General features: G+C 34.7%; 20 protein-coding genes. 16 read left to right on the forward strand and 4 right to left on the reverse strand.

Annotated elements, in window-relative coordinates; all coding sequences use genetic code 11:
- Positions 1-84: 84 nt before the first annotated feature.
- The 11 genes from argC (at position 85) to BC6307_RS10180 (ending at position 14,771) form a co-directional block, all read left to right on the forward strand.
- The gene (gene argC, locus BC6307_RS10130) at positions 85-1,122 is read left to right on the forward strand and encodes an N-acetyl-gamma-glutamyl-phosphate reductase (protein WP_066418857.1); all 1,038 of its coding nucleotides are present in this window, start codon (positions 85-87) and stop codon (positions 1,120-1,122) included.
- Between the two features lie 41 nt (positions 1,123-1,163).
- A complete protein-coding gene (argJ, locus tag BC6307_RS10135; RefSeq protein WP_066418860.1) occupies positions 1,164-2,402 on the forward strand; it encodes a bifunctional glutamate N-acetyltransferase/amino-acid acetyltransferase ArgJ in 1,239 nt (412 codons plus the stop codon).
- A gap of 15 nt (positions 2,403-2,417) precedes the next feature.
- A complete protein-coding gene (gene argB, locus BC6307_RS10140; RefSeq protein WP_066418862.1) occupies positions 2,418-3,221 on the forward strand; it encodes an acetylglutamate kinase in 804 nt (267 codons plus the stop codon).
- A gap of 16 nt (positions 3,222-3,237) precedes the next feature.
- Positions 3,238-4,392 (forward strand): acetylornithine transaminase, encoded by a 1,155-nt coding sequence (locus BC6307_RS10145; protein ID WP_066418901.1) that lies wholly within the window; start codon positions 3,238-3,240, stop codon positions 4,390-4,392.
- A 3-nt stretch (positions 4,393-4,395) separates the two neighbouring features.
- Entirely contained in the window at positions 4,396-5,469 is a 1,074-nt protein-coding gene (locus BC6307_RS10150; RefSeq protein WP_066418865.1) for a carbamoyl phosphate synthase small subunit, read from the forward strand.
- Positions 5,456-8,677 carry a carbamoyl-phosphate synthase (glutamine-hydrolyzing) large subunit gene (gene carB, locus BC6307_RS10155; RefSeq protein WP_066418867.1) on the forward strand — a complete coding sequence of 1,074 codons (3,222 nt, stop codon included), beginning with the start codon at positions 5,456-5,458 and terminating at the stop codon, positions 8,675-8,677. Before BC6307_RS10150 ends, carB begins: the two co-directional genes overlap by 14 nt.
- Positions 8,646-9,614: an ornithine carbamoyltransferase gene (gene argF / locus BC6307_RS10160; RefSeq protein ID WP_066418868.1), complete on the forward strand. Its 969-nt coding sequence runs from the start codon at positions 8,646-8,648 to the stop codon at positions 9,612-9,614. Before carB ends, argF begins: the two co-directional genes overlap by 32 nt.
- Positions 9,615-9,690: 76 nt before the next feature.
- Entirely contained in the window at positions 9,691-10,902 is a 1,212-nt protein-coding gene (locus BC6307_RS10165; RefSeq protein WP_066418903.1) for an argininosuccinate synthase, read from the forward strand.
- Positions 10,903-11,337: 435 nt separating this feature from the next.
- Positions 11,338-12,711 carry an argininosuccinate lyase gene (argH, locus tag BC6307_RS10170; RefSeq protein WP_066418869.1) on the forward strand — a complete coding sequence of 458 codons (1,374 nt, stop codon included), beginning with the start codon at positions 11,338-11,340 and terminating at the stop codon, positions 12,709-12,711.
- A gap of 168 nt (positions 12,712-12,879) precedes the next feature.
- Entirely contained in the window at positions 12,880-13,830 is a 951-nt protein-coding gene (locus BC6307_RS10175) for a GNAT family N-acetyltransferase (protein ID WP_066418871.1), read from the forward strand.
- A gap of 68 nt (positions 13,831-13,898) precedes the next feature.
- Entirely contained in the window at positions 13,899-14,771 is an 873-nt protein-coding gene (locus BC6307_RS10180) for a MurR/RpiR family transcriptional regulator (RefSeq protein WP_235858220.1), read from the forward strand.
- Between the two features lie 45 nt (positions 14,772-14,816).
- Here BC6307_RS10180 and BC6307_RS10185 read toward each other — a convergent pair whose 3' ends face one another.
- From BC6307_RS10185 to nagA, 3 genes are read right to left on the reverse strand one after another with little or no spacing between them, the layout of a single operon-like run.
- Entirely contained in the window at positions 14,817-15,548 is a 732-nt protein-coding gene (locus BC6307_RS10185; protein WP_066418872.1) for a GntR family transcriptional regulator, read from the reverse strand.
- A 14-nt stretch (positions 15,549-15,562) separates the two neighbouring features.
- Positions 15,563-16,300 (reverse strand): glucosamine-6-phosphate deaminase, encoded by a 738-nt coding sequence (gene nagB / locus BC6307_RS10190; protein WP_174522385.1) that lies wholly within the window; start codon positions 16,298-16,300, stop codon positions 15,563-15,565.
- A gap of 1 nt (position 16,301) precedes the next feature.
- Positions 16,302-17,483 carry an N-acetylglucosamine-6-phosphate deacetylase gene (nagA, locus tag BC6307_RS10195; RefSeq protein WP_066418875.1) on the reverse strand — a complete coding sequence of 394 codons (1,182 nt, stop codon included), beginning with the start codon at positions 17,481-17,483 and terminating at the stop codon, positions 16,302-16,304.
- A gap of 393 nt (positions 17,484-17,876) precedes the next feature.
- On the opposite strand from nagA, the gene BC6307_RS10200 reads away from it, so the two are divergent.
- The 4 genes from BC6307_RS10200 to BC6307_RS10215 all read left to right on the forward strand — a co-directional run bounded on the left by BC6307_RS10200 (position 17,877) and on the right by BC6307_RS10215 (position 20,775).
- On the forward strand, positions 17,877-18,251 hold the full coding sequence (locus tag BC6307_RS10200) for a Na-translocating system protein MpsC family protein (RefSeq protein WP_066418877.1): 375 nt from the start codon (positions 17,877-17,879) through the stop codon (positions 18,249-18,251).
- Positions 18,252-18,430: 179 nt separating this feature from the next.
- Entirely contained in the window at positions 18,431-19,441 is a 1,011-nt protein-coding gene (locus BC6307_RS10205) for a sodium-dependent bicarbonate transport family permease (protein ID WP_066418880.1), read from the forward strand.
- A 1-nt stretch (position 19,442) separates the two neighbouring features.
- On the forward strand, positions 19,443-19,928 hold the full coding sequence (locus BC6307_RS10210) for a carbonic anhydrase (RefSeq protein ID WP_066418883.1): 486 nt from the start codon (positions 19,443-19,445) through the stop codon (positions 19,926-19,928).
- Positions 19,918-20,775 carry a DUF6671 family protein gene (locus tag BC6307_RS10215; RefSeq protein ID WP_066418886.1) on the forward strand — a complete coding sequence of 286 codons (858 nt, stop codon included), beginning with the start codon at positions 19,918-19,920 and terminating at the stop codon, positions 20,773-20,775. Before BC6307_RS10210 ends, BC6307_RS10215 begins: the two co-directional genes overlap by 11 nt.
- Before the next feature lie 33 nt (positions 20,776-20,808).
- Here the strand turns inward: BC6307_RS10215 and BC6307_RS10220 are convergent, their stop codons facing one another.
- Positions 20,809-21,372, reverse strand: a complete 564-nt coding sequence (locus BC6307_RS10220) for an FAD-dependent oxidoreductase (RefSeq protein WP_066418911.1) — start codon at positions 21,370-21,372, stop codon at positions 20,809-20,811.
- 215 nt (positions 21,373-21,587) lie between these two features.
- Between BC6307_RS10220 and BC6307_RS10225 the strand changes: the two genes are divergently transcribed.
- Positions 21,588-21,884 (forward strand): rhodanese-like domain-containing protein, encoded by a 297-nt coding sequence (locus tag BC6307_RS10225; RefSeq protein ID WP_066418888.1) that lies wholly within the window; start codon positions 21,588-21,590, stop codon positions 21,882-21,884.
- Positions 21,885-21,928: the final 44 nt, after the last annotated feature.

Here is a 21,928-nt window from a genome sequence, read left to right on the forward strand (position 1 = left end):
ATTTTTTCAGTTTTATAACAATTAAATGTTGTATTTTTATGAATTAATAATTATAATAATACAAAGAAAAGGGGATGGTGAATTATGAAAATTGGAATTGTTGGAGCAAATGGTTACGGTGGAGTAGAGCTTATTCGTTACTTAGTAAACCATCCATACGTTGAAATTAAACTTTTAGCATCACATTCATCTAATGGAAATTCTATCGTAGAACAATACCCACATTTACAAGGAATACTTGAAATGAATATTTCAGAGTTAAACATAGAAGATGTGAAAGAAAATATAGATGTATTATTTTTTGCCACACCGTCTGGCGTTTCAAAGGAATTAATACCTCAATATATCGAAGCAGGAATAAAAATAATTGATTTATCAGGCGACTTAAGATTACAGGATGGTTCTTTATACGAGGGATGGTATAAAAATACACCAGCACCACCTTTTGCTTTAGACAAAGCTATATACGGTTTAACAGAATTAAATAGAGAATTGATTAAAGAAGCAACATTGGTCGCGAACCCAGGATGTTATCCGACAGCAACATTACTCGGTTTAATTCCAGCATTACAACATAAATTGATCGATGGTAATTCCATTGTCATTGATGGTAAATCTGGTATATCCGGTGCTGGTAGAAAAACATCCGCTACAACGCATTATAGTGAAATCAATGAAAATGTAAAAGCTTATAAATTAGGAAAACATCAGCATATTCCAGAGATAGAACAAATCGTATCACAAATTGGAAACGAAAATATTACGGTTACTTTTTCTACTCATTTAGTGCCAATGACGAGAGGAATTATGTGCACGATGTATGCGAATTTGAAGGAGCCAATCAATGAGAGTAAAGTAATCTCACTATACGAAGATTACTATAAAGATGATTATTTCGTTCGTATACGTAAAGGTGGAACCTGGCCAGCTACAAAAGAAGTGACAGGTTCAAATTTCTGTGACATCGGTATTACAGTAGATGAAAGAACGAATAAGCTAATAATTGTTGCAGTAATAGATAACGTTGTAAAAGGTGCAGCTGGGCAGGCGATACAAAATTTGAATGTCATGTATGGATGGGATGAAAAGACAGGGCTACAAACTACGCCGTTATTTCCATAGTTTTATAGATTGTGTGAATTTGAATATGGAGGAAAAAACAGATGATTAATACAGAAGCTTCAACAGCCATTACAAAAATCGAAAATGGAAACATTGCAAGCCCTAAAGGATATATAGTCGGAGGGTTACACTGTGGTTTAAAAAGAAAACGACATGACCTAGCTTGGCTCTATTCGGTTGTACCAGCCAAGGCTGCAGCAGTATATACGACAAACGTCTTTCAAGCGGCTCCGTTAAAAGTTACCCAAGATAGCATTCAACAAAATGGGTTTATCCAAGGTGTTATCGTGAACTCAGGAAATGCAAATGCTTGTACTGGTGAAACAGGACTAAAAAACGCATACATAATGAGAGAATGGTATGCGAATAAAATCGGTTCAACTCCAGAAGATGTTGTAGTTTTATCAACAGGTGTAATTGGTGAACAGTTAAACATGGAGAAACTAAATGAAGGAATTAATAGAATTGAAATTGCTGAAAATGATAGCAGTGTTGAGAACTTTGAAAAAGCAATACTAACAACAGATACTTTTAGAAAAAGTGCGTGTGTGCAGGTCGAAATTAATGGCCATATTATTACGATTGGTGGAGCGGCAAAAGGATCTGGCATGATTAAACCAAATATGGCTACAATGTTAGGTTTCATCACAACGGACGCAAATATTAGTCAAGAAGCACTACAGTATTGTTTAAAAACAGTAACGAACGACTCGTTTAACATGATTACGGTAGATGGAGACACGAGTACAAATGATACCGTTGTTTTATTAGCAAATGGGTTGGCAGGCAACGTTGAATGGACACTACAGGATGAGGCAGCAATTAAGCTGTTCCAATCGGCTTTAAAAGAAGTATGTCAATCACTAGCAAAACAAATTGCTCGTGATGGCGAAGGTGCTACGAAACTTTTAGAGGTCGAAGTGAAAGGGGCAGTAATAAAAGAAGATGCAGAAAAAATCGCTAAATCTATTGTAGGCTCGAGCTTAGTAAAAACGGCCGTTTACGGATGTGATGCAAATTGGGGTCGAATCATATGTGCAGCTGGGTATAGTGGTGCGACTACCATTGACCCTAACAACATAACTGTATTTATCGGCCCTCATAAAGTTGTAGAAAATGGGGTTCCACATCCATTTTCAGAAGAAGAAGCAACATCTTACTTAGCTAACGAGAAAATACAACTGACAGTTGATCTTAATGGTGGCGACAAGACAGCAACTGCTTGGGGCTGTGATTTGTCATATGATTACGTTAGAATCAACGCTTCTTACCGAACGTAATGGAGGGAATATACAATGAATTATCTCGTAATAAAATGCGGGGGAAGTATTTTTGAACAATTATCACCTAGCTTTTTTGAAGAACTTGTCCAAATCCAAAAAGAAAAAGAATTTGTACCAATCATTGTCCATGGAGGTGGACCTTCTATAACAAAAACACTCAGCAGTTTAGAGATTGAAACAAAGTTTGTTAATGGACTGCGTCAGACTACCCCTGAAGTTTTAGACGTTGTAGAAATGATACTTTCAGGTTCTTTAAATAAGCAAATTGTTCGTAACATTATCAAAGCTGGTGGAAAAGCGATTGGCATTAGTGGCGTTGATGGAATGTTTCTAGAAGCAAAACCGGTACAAAATGCTGATGAAATTGGCTTGGTTGGCGAAATTACCAACGTTCGGACGGAAATAGTAAAGATGATTACCGATATGGACGGAATACCTGTAATATCCCCTATTGCGGTTGACTTATTCGGTCAACATTATAACATTAACGCTGATTTAGCTGCAGCGGCAATTGCGAAAAGTCTTGAAGGGACCATATGTTTAGTAACGAACGTTGCAGGAGTGTTAGTAGACGGTGAAGTACAAAGCTCCCTGTCAAATAAACAAGTAGAACAGTTAATTGAGTCACAACAAATAACAGGTGGAATGATTCCAAAAGTACACAGTGCAATTGATTGCTTAGAAAATGGAGTTTCTAATGTAGTAATAATAGATGGAACGACTAAACAATCCCTTACACGTTTTACTAAAGGTGAACATAGCGGGACATTCTTTTATTTAGAGGAGGAAATGATTTATAGTGGGCACAACAGCTGATACAACACAACCGATTATGAATACGTATGGTCGATTTCCTATAACGGTCACTAAGGGAAAAGGAAGTTACGTTTGGGATGATAAAGGCACAAAATATTTAGATTTCACTTCAGGGATTGCGACATGTAACCTTGGTCATGTTCCCGAATTTGTAAAAAATGCATTGGTAAATCAATTGGATCAACTATGGCATGTTTCTAACCTTTATCATATTGAACCCCAACAAAAGTTAGCAAAACAGTTAACAAAAGTAACGAGCTTTGACCAAGTATTCTTTTGTAATAGTGGGGCAGAGGCGAATGAGGCAGCAATTAAACTAGTTCGTGCTAAAGCTAATAGTGAAAACAAACAACCGTTAATTGTGACATTTAAAAAGTCATTTCACGGTAGAACTTTAGCAACGTTAACAGCTACAGGACAAGAAAAAATACAAACTGGTTTTTCGCCATTAGTAGAAGGTTTTCATTACTTACCTTTTAATGACGAAGATGCACTTGAAAAGTTAAATGAATGGCAACCAACTGCTGTCATGCTCGAACTAGTACAAGGGGAAGGCGGAGTCGTCCCTGCTCATAAAACATGGATTAAAAAGTTAGTCGAGATTTGCAAAAAAAATAATAGTTTAATTGTAGTGGATGAAGTGCAAACGGGGATTGGTAGAACGGGGACTTTATTTGCCTATCAACAATATGATTTAGAACCTGATATTATGACAATTGCGAAAGGATTAGGTTCAGGTTTTCCAATCGGTGCGATGCTAGCAAAAGAGCACGTCTCTTATCTTTTCGGTCCGGGCAGTCATGGAAGTACGTTTGGAGGCAATCCACTAGCAACAACTGCAGGATTATCCACAATACAATACATCTTAAACAATGAACTATTAACAACTATAAGTGACCGAAGTAAGCAGTTAACGTTATTACTACAAAAAATAGCTAGTCAATATGATTTTATTGAAGAAGTTAGAGGGAAAGGCCTATTAATTGGACTAAAACTTAACCGTGAAATAGCCTCAACAGTCGTATTAGAATCAATAAAAAATGAACTGTTAATTTTAACAGCTGGTCCAGATGTTATACGACTTTTGCCACCATTAACAGTGTCCGAAGAGGAAATTCTGCTGTTTGTCGAAAAATTTGAAAAAGCGTTAAAAGCAGCGAAGGAGTGTTAAAAAGTGCAAAAAGGCTATTTACTTCTAGAGACGGGGCATGTTTTTGAAGGAACCCTTTTAGGGAATTCTTTGGAATCAACAGGTGAAGTAGTTTTCAATACGAGTATGACAGGATATCAGGAAATTATGTCTGATCCTTCATATGCCGGCCAAATTATCGTTTTTTGTTATCCGTTAGTTGGAAATTACGGAATTAACGAAGCCGATTTTGAATCTAATAAACTCTATATTCGAGGAATTGTTACTGGTGAAATATGTGTGAATCCTCAACATTTCCAAATGAAAGAAACAACAGTTGACACGTTAAACCGAAATGGGATTAATGGATTAACCGGAGTGGATACACGTCAAATCGTAAAGATAATTAGAAAATATGGAAGCGTCAAAGGGAAAATCACTACCAATCCTTCAAACGTATCTTTTAATGCTGATACAACGTTCTTTATAGACCAAGTATCAACTAAATCGATTCAGAAATATTCGAATGATGGGCCGCATGTTGTTTTAATTGATTATGGTAGTAAAAAATCTATACTACGAGCGTTACTAAATGAAAATTGTAAAGTAACGGTTGTCCCTTACAATACTACTCTTGTAGAAATTCAAAAATTGAATCCTGATGGGATAGTTTTAAGTAACGGACCAGGAGATCCAATGGCATTAAGTGAGTATTTAAAGGACATTAAATTAATTACAGAAATGTACCCAACGCTTGGTATTTGTTTAGGGCACCAGTTAATTGCATTAGCGCATGGGGGCAAAACGACGAAATTACCATTCGGTCATCGAGGTGGAAACCACCCAGTTAAAGAAGTGGAAACTGGGAAAGTATTTATTACATCCCAAAATCACGGATATGTAGTAGATGAAAAATCAATTATTAATAATCAAAACTTCCATATTACTTATTTCAATATAAATGATAGAACTGTAGAAGGAATACGTCATAAACAATTACCAATTTCTTCTGTACAATTTCATCCGGAAGCTAATCCTGGTCCACAGGACACCGAACATATTTTTAAAAAATTTATAAAGAATATTCACCAAGGAGAATTAACATATGCCGCTCAATAAACAGATAAAAAAAGTATTAGTAATTGGCTCAGGTCCAATTGTTATTGGGCAAGCCGCTGAATTTGATTATGCAGGGACACAAAGTTGTATTGCGCTAAAAGAAGAAGGTTTAGAGGTAATCCTTGTTAATAGTAATCCAGCAACAATTATGACTGACAAAGAGATTGCAGATAAAATATACATGGAGCCTCTAACAGTAGAAAGTTTAGAAGTGATCATAAAGAAAGAAAGACCTGATGGGATAATTGGAACTCTCGGTGGTCAGACAGGGCTTAATTTAGTAGTACAACTTGAAGAAGAACGTATTTTAGAAAAATATAATGTAAAGTTACTAGGTACATCTGTTCCTTCTATCCAGCAAGGGGAAGATCGTGAAAAGTTCCGCCAACTAATGTTAGACATTAATGAACCGATTCCTCAATCAAAAATTGTTCATACAGAACAAGAAGGACTAAATTTTGCAGAAGAAATTGGGTTTCCTGTCATTGTTCGTCCAGCTTATACTCTAGGCGGAGAAGGTGGAGGCTTTGCAAATAGCCCCCTTGAGTTACAACAACTTTTAAAAAGGGGACTCTCTTTAAGTCCGATACATCAAGTACTTTTAGAAAAAAGTATAAAAGGTTGGAAAGAAATAGAATATGAAGTTATGAGAGATGCGAATGATACTTGTATTATCGTTTGTAATATGGAAAATATGGACCCAGTAGGAGTTCATACAGGTGATTCCATTGTCGTAGCTCCTTCACAAACTTTATCAGACGTTCAATATCAAATTTTAAGAAATGCTTCATTAAAAGTTATTCGCGCTTTAAAAATAATTGGTGGTTGTAATATTCAATTTGCTTTCCATCCAGAATCAAACGAGTATTTCATTATTGAAGTAAATCCACGGGTTAGTCGTTCATCTGCACTTGCATCAAAAGCAACTGGTTATCCAATTGCAAGAATAGCAACGAAATGTGCAATAGGCTATCATTTAGATGAAATTATAAATCCAATAACAGGAAATACATTTACTTCATTCGAACCTGCTCTAGACTATGTTGTAGTTAAGCTTCCAAGATTTCCGTTTGATAAATTTACAGAAGCAGATCGCACATTAGGCACTCAAATGAAAGCAACAGGTGAAGTTCTATCAATAGATCGGTCGTTTGAAGGTGCAATGAATAAGGCAATTCGTTCTTTAGAAATGAATGTAAAAGGTTTAAAAACAAATAAACTTTCTAATAAAAACTTGGATGAAATTAAGAAATTATTAGCAACGCCGAACGATTATCGACTTTTTGCAATTGCGGAAGGGTTACAAAAAGGGATGTCGATAGAGGAACTTCATGAACTCACTGAAATAAATGAATGGTTTTTACAAAAACTAAATGGAATGGTATTACTAGAAGAACAATTAGCAACCTTTACAATTGATACTGTTACGAAAGAGTTGTTAACATTAGCAAAATATCAAAATATAAGTGATGAATATTTAAGTGAGTTATTATCTTGCTCTATCGAAGAAGTGAAAGAGAAGAGAGAAGCTTTCGGTTTAAAACCCGCCTATAAACTAGTTGACACTTGCGCAGCGGAATTCGATGCATTAACTCCATATTATTACTCTACATGGTCCGGAGTAGATGAAGTAGAAGTAAGTAATAAGGAAAAAGCACTTGTAATTGGATCTGGTCCTATAAGAATTGGTCAAGGTATTGAATTTGATTATTGTTCCGTTCATGCTGTAAAAGCATTAAAGAAATTAGGGTTAGAAACAGTAGTAGTTAATAACAACCCTGAAACAGTTAGTACAGATTTTTCAATTGCGGATAAGTTGTACTTTGAACCACTTACAGTTGAAGATATTATGAACGTTATTGTAAAAGAAAACGTAAACTATGTATTCATCCAGTTCGGCGGACAGACAGCGATCAATTTAGCGGCAGCTCTTAAAGAAAAAGGGATTAATGTTGTCGGTACGACTGTAGAAAATATTGATAAGCTTGAAGATCGTCAACAATTTTATCAACTATTAGACGAGATAAACATTCCGCATATGGATGGTGAAATCGTTTATGATATTAACAGTTTAAAAGATGCAGCAGACAAAATAGGATACCCAGTATTAGTCAGACCATCTTATGTTATCGGTGGACAATCGATGTATACATTTTATGAAGAGGATGAATTAACATTTTACATCGATCATTTAAAGGAAGAAAACTATCATGTATGGCCTCTTTTAGTAGACCAGTTTGTACCTGGAACTGAATGTGAGTTAGATGTCGTAAGTGATGGGAAAAACATATACATTCCTGCAATTTTTGAACATGTTGAAAAAGCCGGTGTTCATTCGGGAGATAGTATAGCAGTATTCCCACCAGTACATCTATCAAAAGAAATACAAGAAGTACTTGTAGATTATACAAAACGAATTTGTGAAGCTGCATCCATTGTAGGGCTAGCCAATATTCAGTTTATCATAAAAAATAACACGGTCTATTGTTTAGAAGTTAATCCGAGAGCATCTCGAACTATTCCAATTGTGAGCAAAGTAACAGGAGTAAATTTAGTAGATTTAGCTGTTAAGGCACAGTTAGGAAATGAACTAGCTGAAGTTGGATTGAAGGAATTCCCGCACTTTTATAGTGTAAAAGCACCGATTTTTTCTGCTACCAAACTTAAAGGTGTTGATCATGTTTTAGGTCCAGAAATGAAATCAACAGGGGAAGTACTAGGATTAGGATTTAGTTATGAAGAAGCGTTATTTAAAGCACTATTCTATAAAGTAAATCCATTTGACTATACAAATAATAAAAGTTTCCTTTTATCCGTTACGGAACGTGAAAAGGAAAATGTAGTACCAATTGCTATTAAGTTAATCGAAAAAGGATTTTCAATTGTAGCTACAGATGGCACTGCCAAACATTTATCGCAAAAAGGAATAGAAACGAAGCCGTATGAAGAAGAATTGTTTTTAAAGGAAGAAATTGCAGGAGCTATCATTATTCCAACAAAAGGGAGAAACTTAATTAGACTTGGTGCAAAATTACGAGAACTTTGTACTCGATATCAAGTACCTTGCTTTACTAGCTTGGATACAGCTTCTGAAGCGATTAAAATAAACAAAGTTAATCGAGACTTCCGTTCTATGAAAGATTACTATATACATCAAGTAGAAGGGGAAGATCAATATGCAACCAACATTAGTGAATACAAAAGCTAATCAAATAGAAAAAAAAGACTTTTTAACTATAAATGAATACACAACAGATGAAATACTTTATTTGTTAAATGAAGCAGTAACAATGAAGAAGCTTCAAAAAGAAGGAAAACCGCATCGTTATCTAGAGGGAAAAGTGTTAGGGATGATTTTTGAAAAATCTTCTACAAGGACACGTGTATCGTTCGAGGTAGGGATGTTACAACTTGGTGGAAATGCGTTATTTTTAAGTTCAAACGATATTCAACTAGGCCGCGGAGAAACAACACATGATACAGCAAAAGTATTATCACGTTATGTTGACGGACTAATGATTAGGACATTTAGTCATTCAACAATAGAAGAGTTTGCAACGAATGCAACTGTTCCGGTCATTAATGGCTTAACAAATGAACATCACCCGTGCCAAGTGTTGGCAGATTTGTTGACAATTTTAGAGCATAAAGGTACACTAAAAGGGTTGAAAATGTGTTTTATCGGTGATGGTAGCAATAATATGAGTCATTCTTTAATTGAAGGTGCAGTAAAAGTTGGGATGCACATTTCGGTTGCTAGTCCTGAAGGGTTTGAACCTGATACAACGGTATGGGAAAAAGCAAAAGTTACAGCTTCTATAACCGGTTCAAACATAGAATTTTCTACTGATCCTGTTAAAATGATAAAAGAAGCAGATGTAGTCATAACTGATGTATGGTCTAGTATGGGTCAAGAAAATGAAGCAAAGGATCGTTTGTTAAAATTCGCAAACTATCAAGTTAACAAACAATTAACCTCTTATGCGAGAAACAATTATATCTTTCTACATTGTTTACCCGCACATAGAGGGGAAGAAGTAACGGAAGAGATTATAGATGGACCGCATTCAGTCGTATTTGACGAAGCGGAAAATCGTTTACATGCTCAAAAAGCAATATTAAAAGCATTAATGGAAACAAAGTAATGTTTATTTTTTTTCACATTAATGTATAAAAATACTATACTGTAGATATTTATTCAGGGGAAGGTTGTGTATGAATATGGCAAAGGAAAAAGTGGTTTTAGCATATTCTGGAGGTTTAGATACTTCGGTTTCAGTTAAATGGATTCAAGAAAAATACGGATATGATGTCATCGCATTGGGGCTTGATGTTGGAGAAGGGAAAGACCTAGAAGCTATTCGTCAAAAAGCCCTCAATGTTGGTGCTATAAAAGCTATTATGATCGATGCAAAAGAATTGCTAGCAAAAGGCTATATATTACCAGCATTAAAAGGTAATGCTTTATATGAAGGGAAATATCCTTTATCTTCTGCACTATCTCGACCGTTAATTTCAAAGCTACTCGTTGAAATTGCAGAGCAAGAAGGCGCTGTCGCAGTTGCTCACGGTTGTACAGGTAAAGGAAACGACCAAGTTCGATTTGAAGTTTCTATTCAAGCATTAAATCCAAACTTAAAAGTTATTGCTCCTGTTCGTGAATGGGGAATGACACGTGACGAAGAAATTGCTTATGCAGAAGAAAAAAACATTCCGATTCCGGTTGATTTAGATAATCCATATTCTATCGATGCAAATATATGGGGAAGAGCGTGTGAAGCTGGAGTATTAGAAAACCCTTGGAATGAGGCACCAGAAGGAGCGTTTGATTGGACGAATCCTATTGAAAAAACACCTGATGAAGCTGAATATATTGAAATTTCATTTGAAAAAGGAGTTCCAGTTGCATTGAATGATCAAGAAATGGACATTGTGCCGTTAATTGAGAAATTGAATGAACTTGGTGGAGAACACGGGATTGGTCGAATTGATCATATTGAAAACCGCCTGGTAGGGATAAAATCTCGTGAAGTATATGAAAACCCAGCAGCACTAATTTTAATTAATGCTCATAAGGAATTAGAATTTTTAACATTACCACGTGAAGTAACACAGTTTAAAACAGTTGTTGACCAACAAATTGCAAAAGTAATCTATGAAGGTCTTTGGTATTCACCAATAATGAATGCTTTAAATGCATTCGTAGAAGAAACACAACAAACGGTAACTGGAAAGGTTCGCATTAAATTGCATAAAGGGCACCATGTCGTTGTTGGCAGAAAATCTGATTTCAGTTTATATAATGAAGAATTAGCAACCTATTCAAAAGGAGATGCGTTTGACCACAACGCAGCAGTAGGCTTCATCAAACTATGGGGACTCCCAACAAAAGTATACGCCGAAGTAACATCAAAAGACAAAGTATTAAAATAATAAGAAAAGCGTATGCGGCTCGCTTAGGTCCAATCAAAGGTGGAATCAAGTCATAGAAGCTAGATACCTATGCAAGTAATAATTTGGCACCATGGCGAATGAAGATAGGCAGTTCGGTGTAGAACTGTTATAATGTTTTACTTTCAATATTTAGACCCGTGAGTGGAACGGAGCGGAAGGTGCGAGACTCCAGTGGGGGGAAAGCGTGAGTCTTGAGACCCCGGACGAGCGAAGCGAGGAGGAGGCTCATGCCACGCCCCACGGAAAGCGAGTGCCTGCAGCGAAGTGAAACGGACTAACTTTATACGCTTAGCAACATTCAATGTTGTAAAATGATTAGCTTCTAATTTTTAATAAAAGCTAACTTTTTCACGGTAGTCCCAAATAAAATAACAACCAACTAGAAACAACTAACATATTAGGAGGAACATATTTATGTCTAAATTATGGGGTGGACGTTTTACAAAAGAAACAAACAAATTAGTGGAAGTATTTACAGCGTCCATCAATTTCGATCAAAAACTTGCATTCGAAGACATTGAAGGAAGCTTAGCACACGTCCAAATGTTAAGTGAATGCAACATCATCCCGAAAAATGATGCAGAAACAATTAAAAACGGCTTACTAACAATTAAGCAAAAAATAGAAAACGGTGAAGTCCAATTTTCAGTAGAAAATGAAGACATCCATATGAATATTGAAAAATTACTAATTGATGAAATTGGACCAGTCGGTGGTAAGCTACATACTGGTAGAAGCCGTAATGACCAAGTTGCTACAGATATGCACTTATACCTTCGTAATCAAACATTAAATATTATTGAATTAGTTAAAGGAGTACAAACTGCGCTTTTACAACAAGCTGAAGAACATGTTCATACGATTTTACCTGGTTATACTCACTTACAAAGAGCTCAACCAGTATCATTTGCACATCACTTATTGGCTTACTTTTGGATGTTTGAACGTGACAAAGATAGATTACAAGACAGCCTGAAACGTATTAATTGGTCACCACTAGGTTCTGGAGCACTAGCAGGAACTACCTTTCCAATTAATCGTTCAAAAACAGCCGAATTACTAGGATTTGATAAAGTGTATCCAAACAGTATGGACGCAGTAAGTGATCGCGATTTTATTGTCGAGTTTTTATCAATCTCGTCTTTATTAATGACTCATATTTCTCGTTTATCGGAAGAGTTAGTAATATGGTCAAGTCAAGAGTTCCAATTTATCGAATTAGATGATTCCTTCTGTACCGGTTCGAGTATTATGCCGCAAAAGAAAAATCCTGATGTACCAGAATTATTAAGAGCTAAAACTGGACGTGTATATGGAAATCTAGTCGGGCTTCTAACAGTGTTAAAAGGACTTCCTTTAGCATACAACAAAGATATGCAAGAAGATAAAGAAGGGATGTTTGATACGGTAGAAACGCTGGACGGTTCGTTACGTTTACTAGCTCCAATGATTGAAACGATGACGGTAAACGCGGATAAGATGTATGCAGCGGTAGCTCAAGATTATTCCAATGCTACAGATATTGCCGACTATTTAGTAACAAAAGGTTTACCATTCCGCCAAGCTCATGAAGTAATTGGAAAAACTGTTTTATATGCGATTGAACAAAAGAAATTTTTATTAGCATTAACGATGGATGAATATAAACAGTTTCATGAGTTGTTTGAGGAAGATATTTACGACGTACTACAACCTAAAAACGTTGTAGAAGCTAGAAATAGTGAAGGTGGTACATCTTCTGAACAAGTAAAATTACAAATAATAGTAGCAAAACAGAGTTTACAATAATGGATAAAAGAGTAGTACCTTTAACAGGGGTGCTGCTCTTTTTTATTAATAAATAAAAATATATAACAAAATAGTAAAATTATATTTCATATAAAAAAATAAAAATTGAAATGAAATTTAAATAGTTATATAATGAAATAGAAACACTAATGAGGAAGTTGGTGTGAGATGTACATTAATAAGTTACACCCTATATGGTTGGAGCAAATAGTAGAACTATGGAATGAAGAAATAGGTAGCGATTTTCCGATGAGAAATGAATTATTTCGTCAAAATACGTTTGAAGATAATAATACATTAATAGAAGGTTCTTTTGTAGTAACAGATGAAGAAGATAAAGTCATTGCTTTTATTGTAAGCAAAGTATGGAAAGAAAACGAAGACTATAAAATGGATCGAGAAGTAGGTTGGATCCAAGCTCTATTAGTAAAAGGTCAATATAGAAAAAAAGGAATTGGCACGAAATTACTTGTACTAGCCGAAAATGCAATGCAATCTAACGGGGCAAAAGTTGTTCATTTAGGCCGCGATCCATGGCATTACTTTCCTGGAATACCTACACAATATAAAACCTATCAAAAATGGTTTGAAAAGCATGGCTATAACATTGGACAATTACAATATGATCTAATTCAAACATTTAATAATACACAACCATTTTTTCTAAGGTATAAAAATATTAATATCTCAATATTACATATAAACGAAAAGGAAAAATTCCTTTTATTTTTACATAGAGAATTTCCAGGACGTTGGGAGTATGAAGCACGTCAATATTTTGAAAAAAATGGTGACGGTCGAGAATTTGTAGTGATGAAAAAAGAAGGTAGGATAATAGGCTTTTGTCGTATAAATGATGCGAATTCTCCCTTTATAGCCCAAAATGTATACTGGTCACCATTATGGAACGGTAAACTCGGTGGTATAGGTCCACTCGGAATTTCAAAAGAAGAAAGAAAAAAAGGTTTTGGCGAAGGAATTGTAAAAGCAGCTATCAATATTTTATGGGAGCGCAACATTCGAACTATGTTAATTGATTGGACTACTTTAACAGATTTTTACGGAAAGTTAAATTTCCATGTTTGGAAAGAATATCAACAGTACTCTAAACATTTATAAACTTACTTTAAAGAGTTAATTAGTAGGAACGGATATAAATAGAAAATGAACAATAAGGAGGGGTCAGTATGCCTTTTATGTCAGGTGGATTAGTTATGCTAAAAGAAATGGTTCCAGATTTGCCTCCTTCTGAAAAGAAGATTGCAGAATATATATTAAAAAATCCACAAGCAACAATCTCCTTAACTGCAAATGAACTAGGTAAAAGAAGTTCCACAAGTGGAGCGGCAGTTATTAGACTTTGCAAATCACTAGATTTAAAAGGATTTCAAGACTTGAAGCTAAGAATTGCAGGGGACTTACAAAAGACAACGAGCCCTAGTGGGTTTCGAGATATAGAACCTAATGAATCACCATCATCTATTATCGAAAAGATGACGAATAATAGTATACAAACAATTGAAGAAACTTCACAACTATTAAATATTGAAGAGCTTTCTAAAGCAGTTGAACTAATAATGCATTCCCATACGATTCACTTTTTTGGTGTAGGAGCGTCTGCAATTATCGCAGAAGATGCCCATCAAAAATTTTTAAGAATTAACAAACGGTCCACGGCTTTCCGTGATTTCCATATGGCTGCAACTCAAGTAGCAAACGTTCAAGAGGGGGATGTAGTTGTAGGTATATCTTTCTCGGGAAAAACATTTGAAGTTGCAAAAATATTAGAACTTGCGAATAGAAAAAAAGCACATACAATAAGCTTAACTAAATTTGGTTCCTCTATTGTTAATGAGCAAGCGGATGTTAAGCTCTACACTTCTGCAACTCGAGAACCGACATTTAGAAGTGGAGCAACATCTTCACGTATTGCCCAGTTACATGTTATTGACATTTTATTTATGTCGGTTGCTTCACAGCAGTACGATCAAACAGTTCGACATTTAGACGAAACGAGAGAGATTATCGAAACAATACGTGATAATGTAAAAAACAAGTAAAAAATTAGAGTAAAAAAAAGGAATTGGTATTTCACCAGTTCCTTTTTACGTCTTTCCGTGTCGGTCAATCGTAACAACAAATTTATATCGATCGCCACGATAATATGATTTTACAAATTCCAAAGGTGTACCATCTTGTAAATATGTTTTACGTTGAATTAGAAGTAACGAATCATTTTCATTTATATTTAACAGTTGGGCTTGATAATTAGTTGCTTTTGCTGTTTCAATAATTTGTGTAGCATGTTCAATGTATAAACCACTCGCTTCAAAAAAAGCATATGTGGATTTAGTTAATACATCTTCCGTTAGGCCAATTACAATAGTAGGTGACATATAATTTATTTCGATAGCCATCGGTTCGTCATCAGCGTGGCGGACTCTCATAATTTCGTAAATTTTACTACTTTCTTTTAACCGTAACTCATTTGCGATTAGAGGAGTTGCTTCTATTTCTTCGAACTTTATTATTGTACTACTAGCCTTCATTCCACGATTTTTCATATCTTCTGAAAAGCTTGTAAGACCTTGTAGCTTTTGTTCTAGTTTTTTTTCAGCAACATATGTGCCACTTCCTTTTTTTCGGTAAAGAAGTCCTGATTGTACGAGGGAATTAATGGCTTGTCTTACTGTCATTCTACTAATCTCGAATCGTTCTGCATATTCCCGTTCAGAAGGTAAACTATCTCCAGGATTTAATTGTCCGGACTCGATTAAATTTTTAATATATGTTTCTAACTGATAATAAATCGGTAGTGGGGAACGTTTATTTATCATAAGTGTTCCTCCTTTCAAACGCGAATTGTTACCGATTCGAGCGAGCTCATGTCTGCTATTATGTGAACAGAGGGGTGGTTTCTTAGAACGGAAACAGGAAACTGTTCGGAAATTTTGCCATGAAGTAATTGCTCATAAGCGTTTGATTTATTTTTTCCAGAAACTAAAAGTAATATTTTTTTTGCCCTCATAATTGTATCTATTCCCATCGTAATCGCATGAGTAGGAACTTGGTCTAAATTATCAAAATATCGAGCGTTTGCCTTTCGCGTAGAATCTGTTAGTTCTACAACATGTGTTTTACTAGAAAATGGTGTACCTGGCTCATTAAATCCTATATGACCATTAGAACCTAATCCTAAAATCTGTATGTCAATCGGGCCTTTTTCTAGTAAATATCGTTCGTATAAATTACATTCTTCTACTAAATCTTTGCTTTCTCCGTTAGGAATAAATACATTGTTTTGTTCAATATCAATGTGATTAAATAAATGTTTTTTCATGTACTGATAGTAGCTATTCGGATTGTCCTTCGCTAATCCTACATATTCATCTAAGTTAAAGGTTGTCACATTACAATACGATGTACCATTTTGTTTATAGTCTTCTTGTAATAACTGATACATTTGTAATGGAGTGCCACCGGTCGCCATACCAATTGTTGCATTCGGTTTACTATTAACTTCATCTATAATAAATTGTGAGGCCATTTTACTTAACGTTTCATACGATTCTGCTGTTATAATATTCAAGTTATTCCGCTCCTTTATATTCAATAATGCCATTACACATCGTCATTTGTACGGTCAAATCATTTTTTACAATTACAATATCTGCGTCTTTGCCAATTGTGATACTACCTTTTCGATCCCATACAGATAATTGTTTGGCTGGGTTTTCTGCAGCCATTTGGATGGCTTCATTTATTGTGCAACCTGTGTATTGCATCATATTTTTGACAGCATCATTCATCTTCAGTACGCTCCCAGCTAGAGTCCCATCTTCTAACAAAGCGGTATTATTACGAACACTTACTTTTTGGCCTCCGAGTTCATATTCACCATCTTCTAACCATTTTGCGCGCATCGAGTCAGTAATTAATATAATTTTTTTTGCACCTTTCGTTTTATAGGTGGATTTTATTACAGCAGGATGAACGTGAATTCCATCGACTATTAATTCTAAAAAGAGACTATCATGAGCCAAGCCTGCACCTACAACGCCAGGCTCTCGATGGTGTATACCTCTCATTCCGTTATAAAAATGGGTAACATGTTTTGCTCCTAGATTTATAGCTTTTTTCATTTCTTCATAAATAGCATCGGAATGTCCAATAGAAGGGATTACTTTATGTTCACTTAAATATTTCGTTAATTCCAAACCATTTTCTTGCTCTGGTGCTAGTGTAACTATTTTTATACTGTTCCCTGAGAGTTGTTGCCATTGGTCAAAAAGTGAAATACTTGGTGAAATAATATGATGTAACGGTTGTGCCCCAGCTCGTTTTTTTGAGAGAAAGGGGCCTTCTAAATGGATGCCTAGCATTTCACTTCCTTGTTTAGAATTATGACTATTTGTATATTTAGCAACATTGGTTAGTGCAAGTTCAATATTTTCTTGATTATGAGTTATCGTTGTGGCTAAAAACGACGTTGTGCCCTCATGTGGGAGCTTTTTAGCCATATCATTTAATGTTTGCTCCGTCGCATCCATCATATCAGCACCGTTAATTCCATGGATGTGAATATCAATAAAGCCTGGTAGTAGGAGTTCATCTTCTGTTAGATAGATTTCATCATAACCATCTTGCCTTTCGTAAAACTTCATGTCACCAATATCTTCTATTTTTCCGTTAGAAATGTGTACATATCCATTTCGAATAAGCTCTTCACTTCTTATAATGTTTGCGTTTACAAATGAATAATTGTGCTGCATGGCTTTTATCTCCTCTTTAACTAACATACTAAGATTATTTTACCATTTAATTTGTATAGTTGTATAGACCAATGTATATTAAATGAATGACAGTTTCTCTGGAATTAAACAAAATGTAATCATCAATACTATAAAAAATAATTGACAGAATGTTAAGTTCCAGTTAAAGTATTATTTAACTTCATATCCGAGAGATTAATACAATACTTCGGACTAGGCTATCTTTAGCATACTGTAAATTTTCTTGTAAAATTGACAGTATGAAAAAGTTACAGCTTGTTTGTAGTAAGGTACTTATAAATCGGTATATTCTTTACTTACTTACTAGTAAATAAGGGATATACCGATTTTTTTACGGGAAATGTAAAAAGAACGAATAGGAGGAGGGGGAAAATGGAAAAATCAAAAGGTGCTTTAGAAGCTGAGATCAGTAAATTACTAACACAATGGGAGAAGGATTTTTTAAGCCGTGGTTCAATATCCGTTAAAACAGATGTATTAAGGGATATGATAATTGTAAATTTACGCGGAATCCTTACACCAGCAGAATATAAAGTATGTGAAACAAAGGAAGGTATGCTCTCGATTAAACGAATGAGGTCTGATTTAGTTGAGTGTGGAGTAGAAGAATTAAAGAGAATGATTGCTGCTATAACAGAAAAAGAAGTTCTTTCCTTTCATACCGATATTAGTACTAAAACCGGTGAACGAGTAATGGTATTTAAGCTAGACAGTAATTTGGAAAAAAGTTTTACAACAAAAGAATAGTGGGAGATTTTCAAAACACAAGGTGAGTTGAAAATAACCGACAATTTTTCATGAGCGATTAAATCCGCTTTGATTAATTGTCGGTTTTTTTAGTGGGAAATTTTATGTTTGGAGTCTTGTTATGACTTACACTTTATTTGTTTCTGATTTGCAAATAGTTACTTAGAAGAGGTGGGGAAATGTCGGAAATTGTTATTCATAATTTAACATCACCATTTGTTTTAATATTTTTACTTGGTATGATTGCTACTATTTTTAAATCTGATCTAAAAATACCTTCAAGTATTAGTGAAGTATTAAGTTTATTTTTGTTAATCGCTATAGGACTAAAAGGTGGAATTGCTCTTTCACAATACGATATTACAATGATAATGGCGCCGATCGGTGGAGCATTGTTGTTAGGTTTCTTCATACCTATATTCGTTTTAATAATAACAAAGTGGACGAAACTTGATTTCGCCAACTCGATTGGATTGGCAGCGTCGTTTGGTTCCGTTAGTATCGTGACGTACGGAGCTGCTATATCATTTTTAGAACATAGTGCAGTTTCCTATGAAGGATTTATGAATGCTTTAGTCGTTTTGATGGAGAGCCCTGCTATCATTGTGTCCATCTTCCTATACAAAGTTATGGAAAAGAATGAATCAATTCAGGTCTCTAGTGTTGCCTTCTCTTCACCATACACGAGAATGATAGATAAAGAAATTATAAAAGAGAGTATTTTTGGAAAAAGTGTATTTATCCTATTAGGATGTTTATTAATCGGTTTTATAAGTGCGGATGCTGCCGCTCCAATTGTTCAGCCTTTATTCTTCGATTTGTATAATGGCGTGTTAATACTATTTTTATTAAATATGGGATTACTAGCTGGTGAAAGAATAACAGAAGTTAAAAAACACGGGATCTCTCTCATCGGTCTTGCAATATTGTTTCCGATAGTGTTTGGAAGTTTCGGTGTTGTGATAGGAAGCATTGTTGGATTATCAGTTGGTGGAGCCACATTAATGGGAGTTTTAGCTGGAAGTGCCTCTTACATTGCTGCTCCTGCGGCATTAAAAACATCAGTAAAGAAGGCAAACCCTTCCATATATTTAGGATTATCATTAGGAATTACATTTCCGTTTAATTTAATAATTGGAATACCAATGTACTTTCATATTGCAAAATTTTTAACTTTTGGAGGAATATAAGATGAAAAAAACAATAGTTCTTACTAGCTTAAAATTGCAGGATTGTTATTTACTCCCAAAAATTATTGAAAAAGAGCTTTCGGAACTAATTTTAATTCAAAACTATGAAACATCAATTATTCATCCATTAGGCTGTTCAATTCGTAGTATTATTCAAGCGATTGTATATGAAGAAGTAGAAAGTATTTATATAGTAGGTAATACGATAAATCCAAGTTTCAAAAATATATCAATAACAAATATTCTTTACAATAAAGGAATTTCCAAAGAAGTAATCGATACTTTTAATTATGTTAACATATTAAATATGGAAGTCGAAGAGTGGTTAACTACAGCGATAGACATTAGACAAGGGATAGCAGAAAATATGAAACTCATAAAAAATCATCCTTTAATTGCACCTTCTGTAAAAGTTACTGGAATCGTCTTTAATTCAGAGACAAAAGTATGGAAGAAGGTAGAGGAATGTGTAAACGATGGTAAATAGAAACAAAGCCATTTCATTATTTGAAGGCCGAGCTGCAATTTTAGCAACAATGCACGGAAAGGAAAAAGTGGTTGCTCCTATATTTAAAAAACAACTAGGCTTGGATGTACGTATTCCGAGTAACTTTGATACTGATCATTTCGGAACATTTACGAATGAAATAAGAAGGGTAGGAACACAGCTTGAAACAGCAATAGAAAAATCAATATCGGCGTGTTATAAATTAAATTATACAATCGGTATTAGTAGTGAAGGAGCGTTTAATCCTCACCCACAAGTTCCATTCGTTATTTTAAATCGAGAAATTGTATCGTTTATTGACGTTGTGCATGATATTCAGATTTTTGGAGAGGCACTTACAACGAGCACAAATTATAATCAAAAACAAATATACGATATAGATGAAGCTGTAGCTTTTTGTAAAACTGCTAAATTCCCAGAGCATGCAGTAATTATTAGAAGTAAACATTATGAGTTAAGTTTAAAAGGTATTTCGGATTGGGATGAATTAGAGCGAGCATATAATAGAGTCTATAAAATATATGGGGAAGTTGTTATCGAAACGGACATGAGAGCTATGTATAACCCATTAAGAATGGAAAATATAAAAGCAGCAACGGAAAATTTAGTCAACAAGATATTTCAACTTTGTCCATCTTGTGATTTTCCAGGGTTTGATATCGTTGAAAAAAGAAGAGGATTATTATGTAATCATTGTGAATTACCAACAGAAGGAATTAAAGCATCGATTTATCAATGTCAAAAATGTGATTGGAGAGAGGAACGGCTTTTTCCAAATGGAAAAGAAAAAGAAGATGCTAGTAATTGTTATTTTTGTAATCCGTAAAAAAGGCGCATTGATATTAATGCGCCTTTTTTATTAGGATTTTAATACATCATGGTCAACGTAACGTTCACCATTTAGTTCACTTACGATATTAATTGCTACTTTTGCACCGTCACCAGCAGTAATAATCGTATGTACGCTTACACCAGCCACTGTACCAGCAGCCCAAACACCATCAATATTCGTGCGCCCAGTAGAGTCAACATCAGCTACTGCTTTAATACGAGGTTCTGTACCATCTTTTAAATTAACACCGATTTTTTCAGCAAGTCCAGCTACCGCACCAGTTGCAAGCACAACATGTTTTGTTTCAAACGTTTGCGAACTAGATTGAACTTGAAATCCTGTTTCTGTTTTTGTAACGTCTACAACTTCTTCATTTACTAATTCAGCACCAAATTTTTGTGCTTGTTTTTGACCAATTTCAACTAATTCAGGTCCGGTAATTTCCATTACCCCGTAATGATTTTCAACCCAAGCACGTTTTGTCATACTTTTATCATGATCAATTAAAACTGTTTTCTTGCCAGCTTTAGCCGTAAATAGTGCAGCACTTGCACCAGCTGGACCTGCTCCGATAATAACTACATCAAACATCATTTAAAACCTCCAATTTATTTTATTCATATTTTATTATAATTTTAAAAAAATTAATATGAAACAAATATGCTCATAAAATTATTATGCTATATTAACTCCATTAATTATATCGTAATAATACAGTTGACATTATACCCCTTAGGGTATATTATATGACTTGTAGCGTAAATAAATTAAAATATAATACAAGAAATATATTAGGAGGTATTTAAATGAAAACAATGACAGCGATAGAAGTAGAAAATGCTATAAAAAATGGAGAGCAATTAAATATCATTGATGTGCGTGAAGTGGAAGAGGTATCAAGTGGCAAAATTCCAACCGCTACGAATATTCCACTAGGCCTATTAGAATTTCGTATGCATGAATTAGATAATTCTAAAGAATATGTAGTAGTATGTCGCTCTGGTGGAAGAAGTGCAAATGGTTGTCGACTTTTAGAGCAACATGGCTTTAAAGTTATAAATATGAATGGCGGAATGCTAGCTTGGGAAGGTAAAGTTGAATAACTGTTTAATACAAAAAAATTTAAATTTAAATATACTATTGGGGG

Source organism: Sutcliffiella cohnii (genome assembly GCF_002250055.1).
Classification (GTDB): domain Bacteria; phylum Bacillota; class Bacilli; order Bacillales; family Bacillaceae_I; genus Sutcliffiella; species Sutcliffiella cohnii.

What these genes read in the sequence shown, in the direction of transcription:
- argJ (WP_066418860.1), top strand. Translation starts at nt 1,164, where the DNA reads ATGATTAATACAGAAGCTTCAACAGCCATTACAAAAATCGAAAATGGA.
- argB (WP_066418862.1), top strand. Translation starts at nt 2,418, where the DNA reads ATGAATTATCTCGTAATAAAATGCGGGGGAAGTATTTTTGAACAATTA.
- BC6307_RS10145 (WP_066418901.1), top strand. Translation starts at nt 3,238, where the DNA reads ATGAATACGTATGGTCGATTTCCTATAACGGTCACTAAGGGAAAAGGA.
- BC6307_RS10180 (WP_235858220.1), top strand. Translation starts at nt 13,899, where the DNA reads ATGCCTTTTATGTCAGGTGGATTAGTTATGCTAAAAGAAATGGTTCCA.
- carB (WP_066418867.1), top strand. Translation starts at nt 5,456, where the DNA reads ATGCCGCTCAATAAACAGATAAAAAAAGTATTAGTAATTGGCTCAGGT.
- BC6307_RS10225 (WP_066418888.1), top strand. Translation starts at nt 21,588, where the DNA reads ATGAAAACAATGACAGCGATAGAAGTAGAAAATGCTATAAAAAATGGA.
- BC6307_RS10175 (WP_066418871.1), top strand. Translation starts at nt 12,880, where the DNA reads ATGTACATTAATAAGTTACACCCTATATGGTTGGAGCAAATAGTAGAA.
- BC6307_RS10185 (WP_066418872.1), bottom strand. Translation starts at nt 15,548, where the DNA reads ATGATAAATAAACGTTCCCCACTACCGATTTATTATCAGTTAGAAACA.
- BC6307_RS10215 (WP_066418886.1), top strand. Translation starts at nt 19,918, where the DNA reads ATGGTAAATAGAAACAAAGCCATTTCATTATTTGAAGGCCGAGCTGCA.
- BC6307_RS10210 (WP_066418883.1), top strand. Translation starts at nt 19,443, where the DNA reads ATGAAAAAAACAATAGTTCTTACTAGCTTAAAATTGCAGGATTGTTAT.
- BC6307_RS10165 (WP_066418903.1), top strand. Translation starts at nt 9,691, where the DNA reads ATGGCAAAGGAAAAAGTGGTTTTAGCATATTCTGGAGGTTTAGATACT.
- BC6307_RS10200 (WP_066418877.1), top strand. Translation starts at nt 17,877, where the DNA reads ATGGAAAAATCAAAAGGTGCTTTAGAAGCTGAGATCAGTAAATTACTA.
- BC6307_RS10220 (WP_066418911.1), bottom strand. Translation starts at nt 21,372, where the DNA reads ATGTTTGATGTAGTTATTATCGGAGCAGGTCCAGCTGGTGCAAGTGCT.
- argC (WP_066418857.1), top strand. Translation starts at nt 85, where the DNA reads ATGAAAATTGGAATTGTTGGAGCAAATGGTTACGGTGGAGTAGAGCTT.
- BC6307_RS10205 (WP_066418880.1), top strand. Translation starts at nt 18,431, where the DNA reads ATGTCGGAAATTGTTATTCATAATTTAACATCACCATTTGTTTTAATA.
- nagA (WP_066418875.1), bottom strand. Translation starts at nt 17,483, where the DNA reads ATGCAGCACAATTATTCATTTGTAAACGCAAACATTATAAGAAGTGAA.
- argH (WP_066418869.1), top strand. Translation starts at nt 11,338, where the DNA reads ATGTCTAAATTATGGGGTGGACGTTTTACAAAAGAAACAAACAAATTA.
- argF (WP_066418868.1), top strand. Translation starts at nt 8,646, where the DNA reads ATGCAACCAACATTAGTGAATACAAAAGCTAATCAAATAGAAAAAAAA.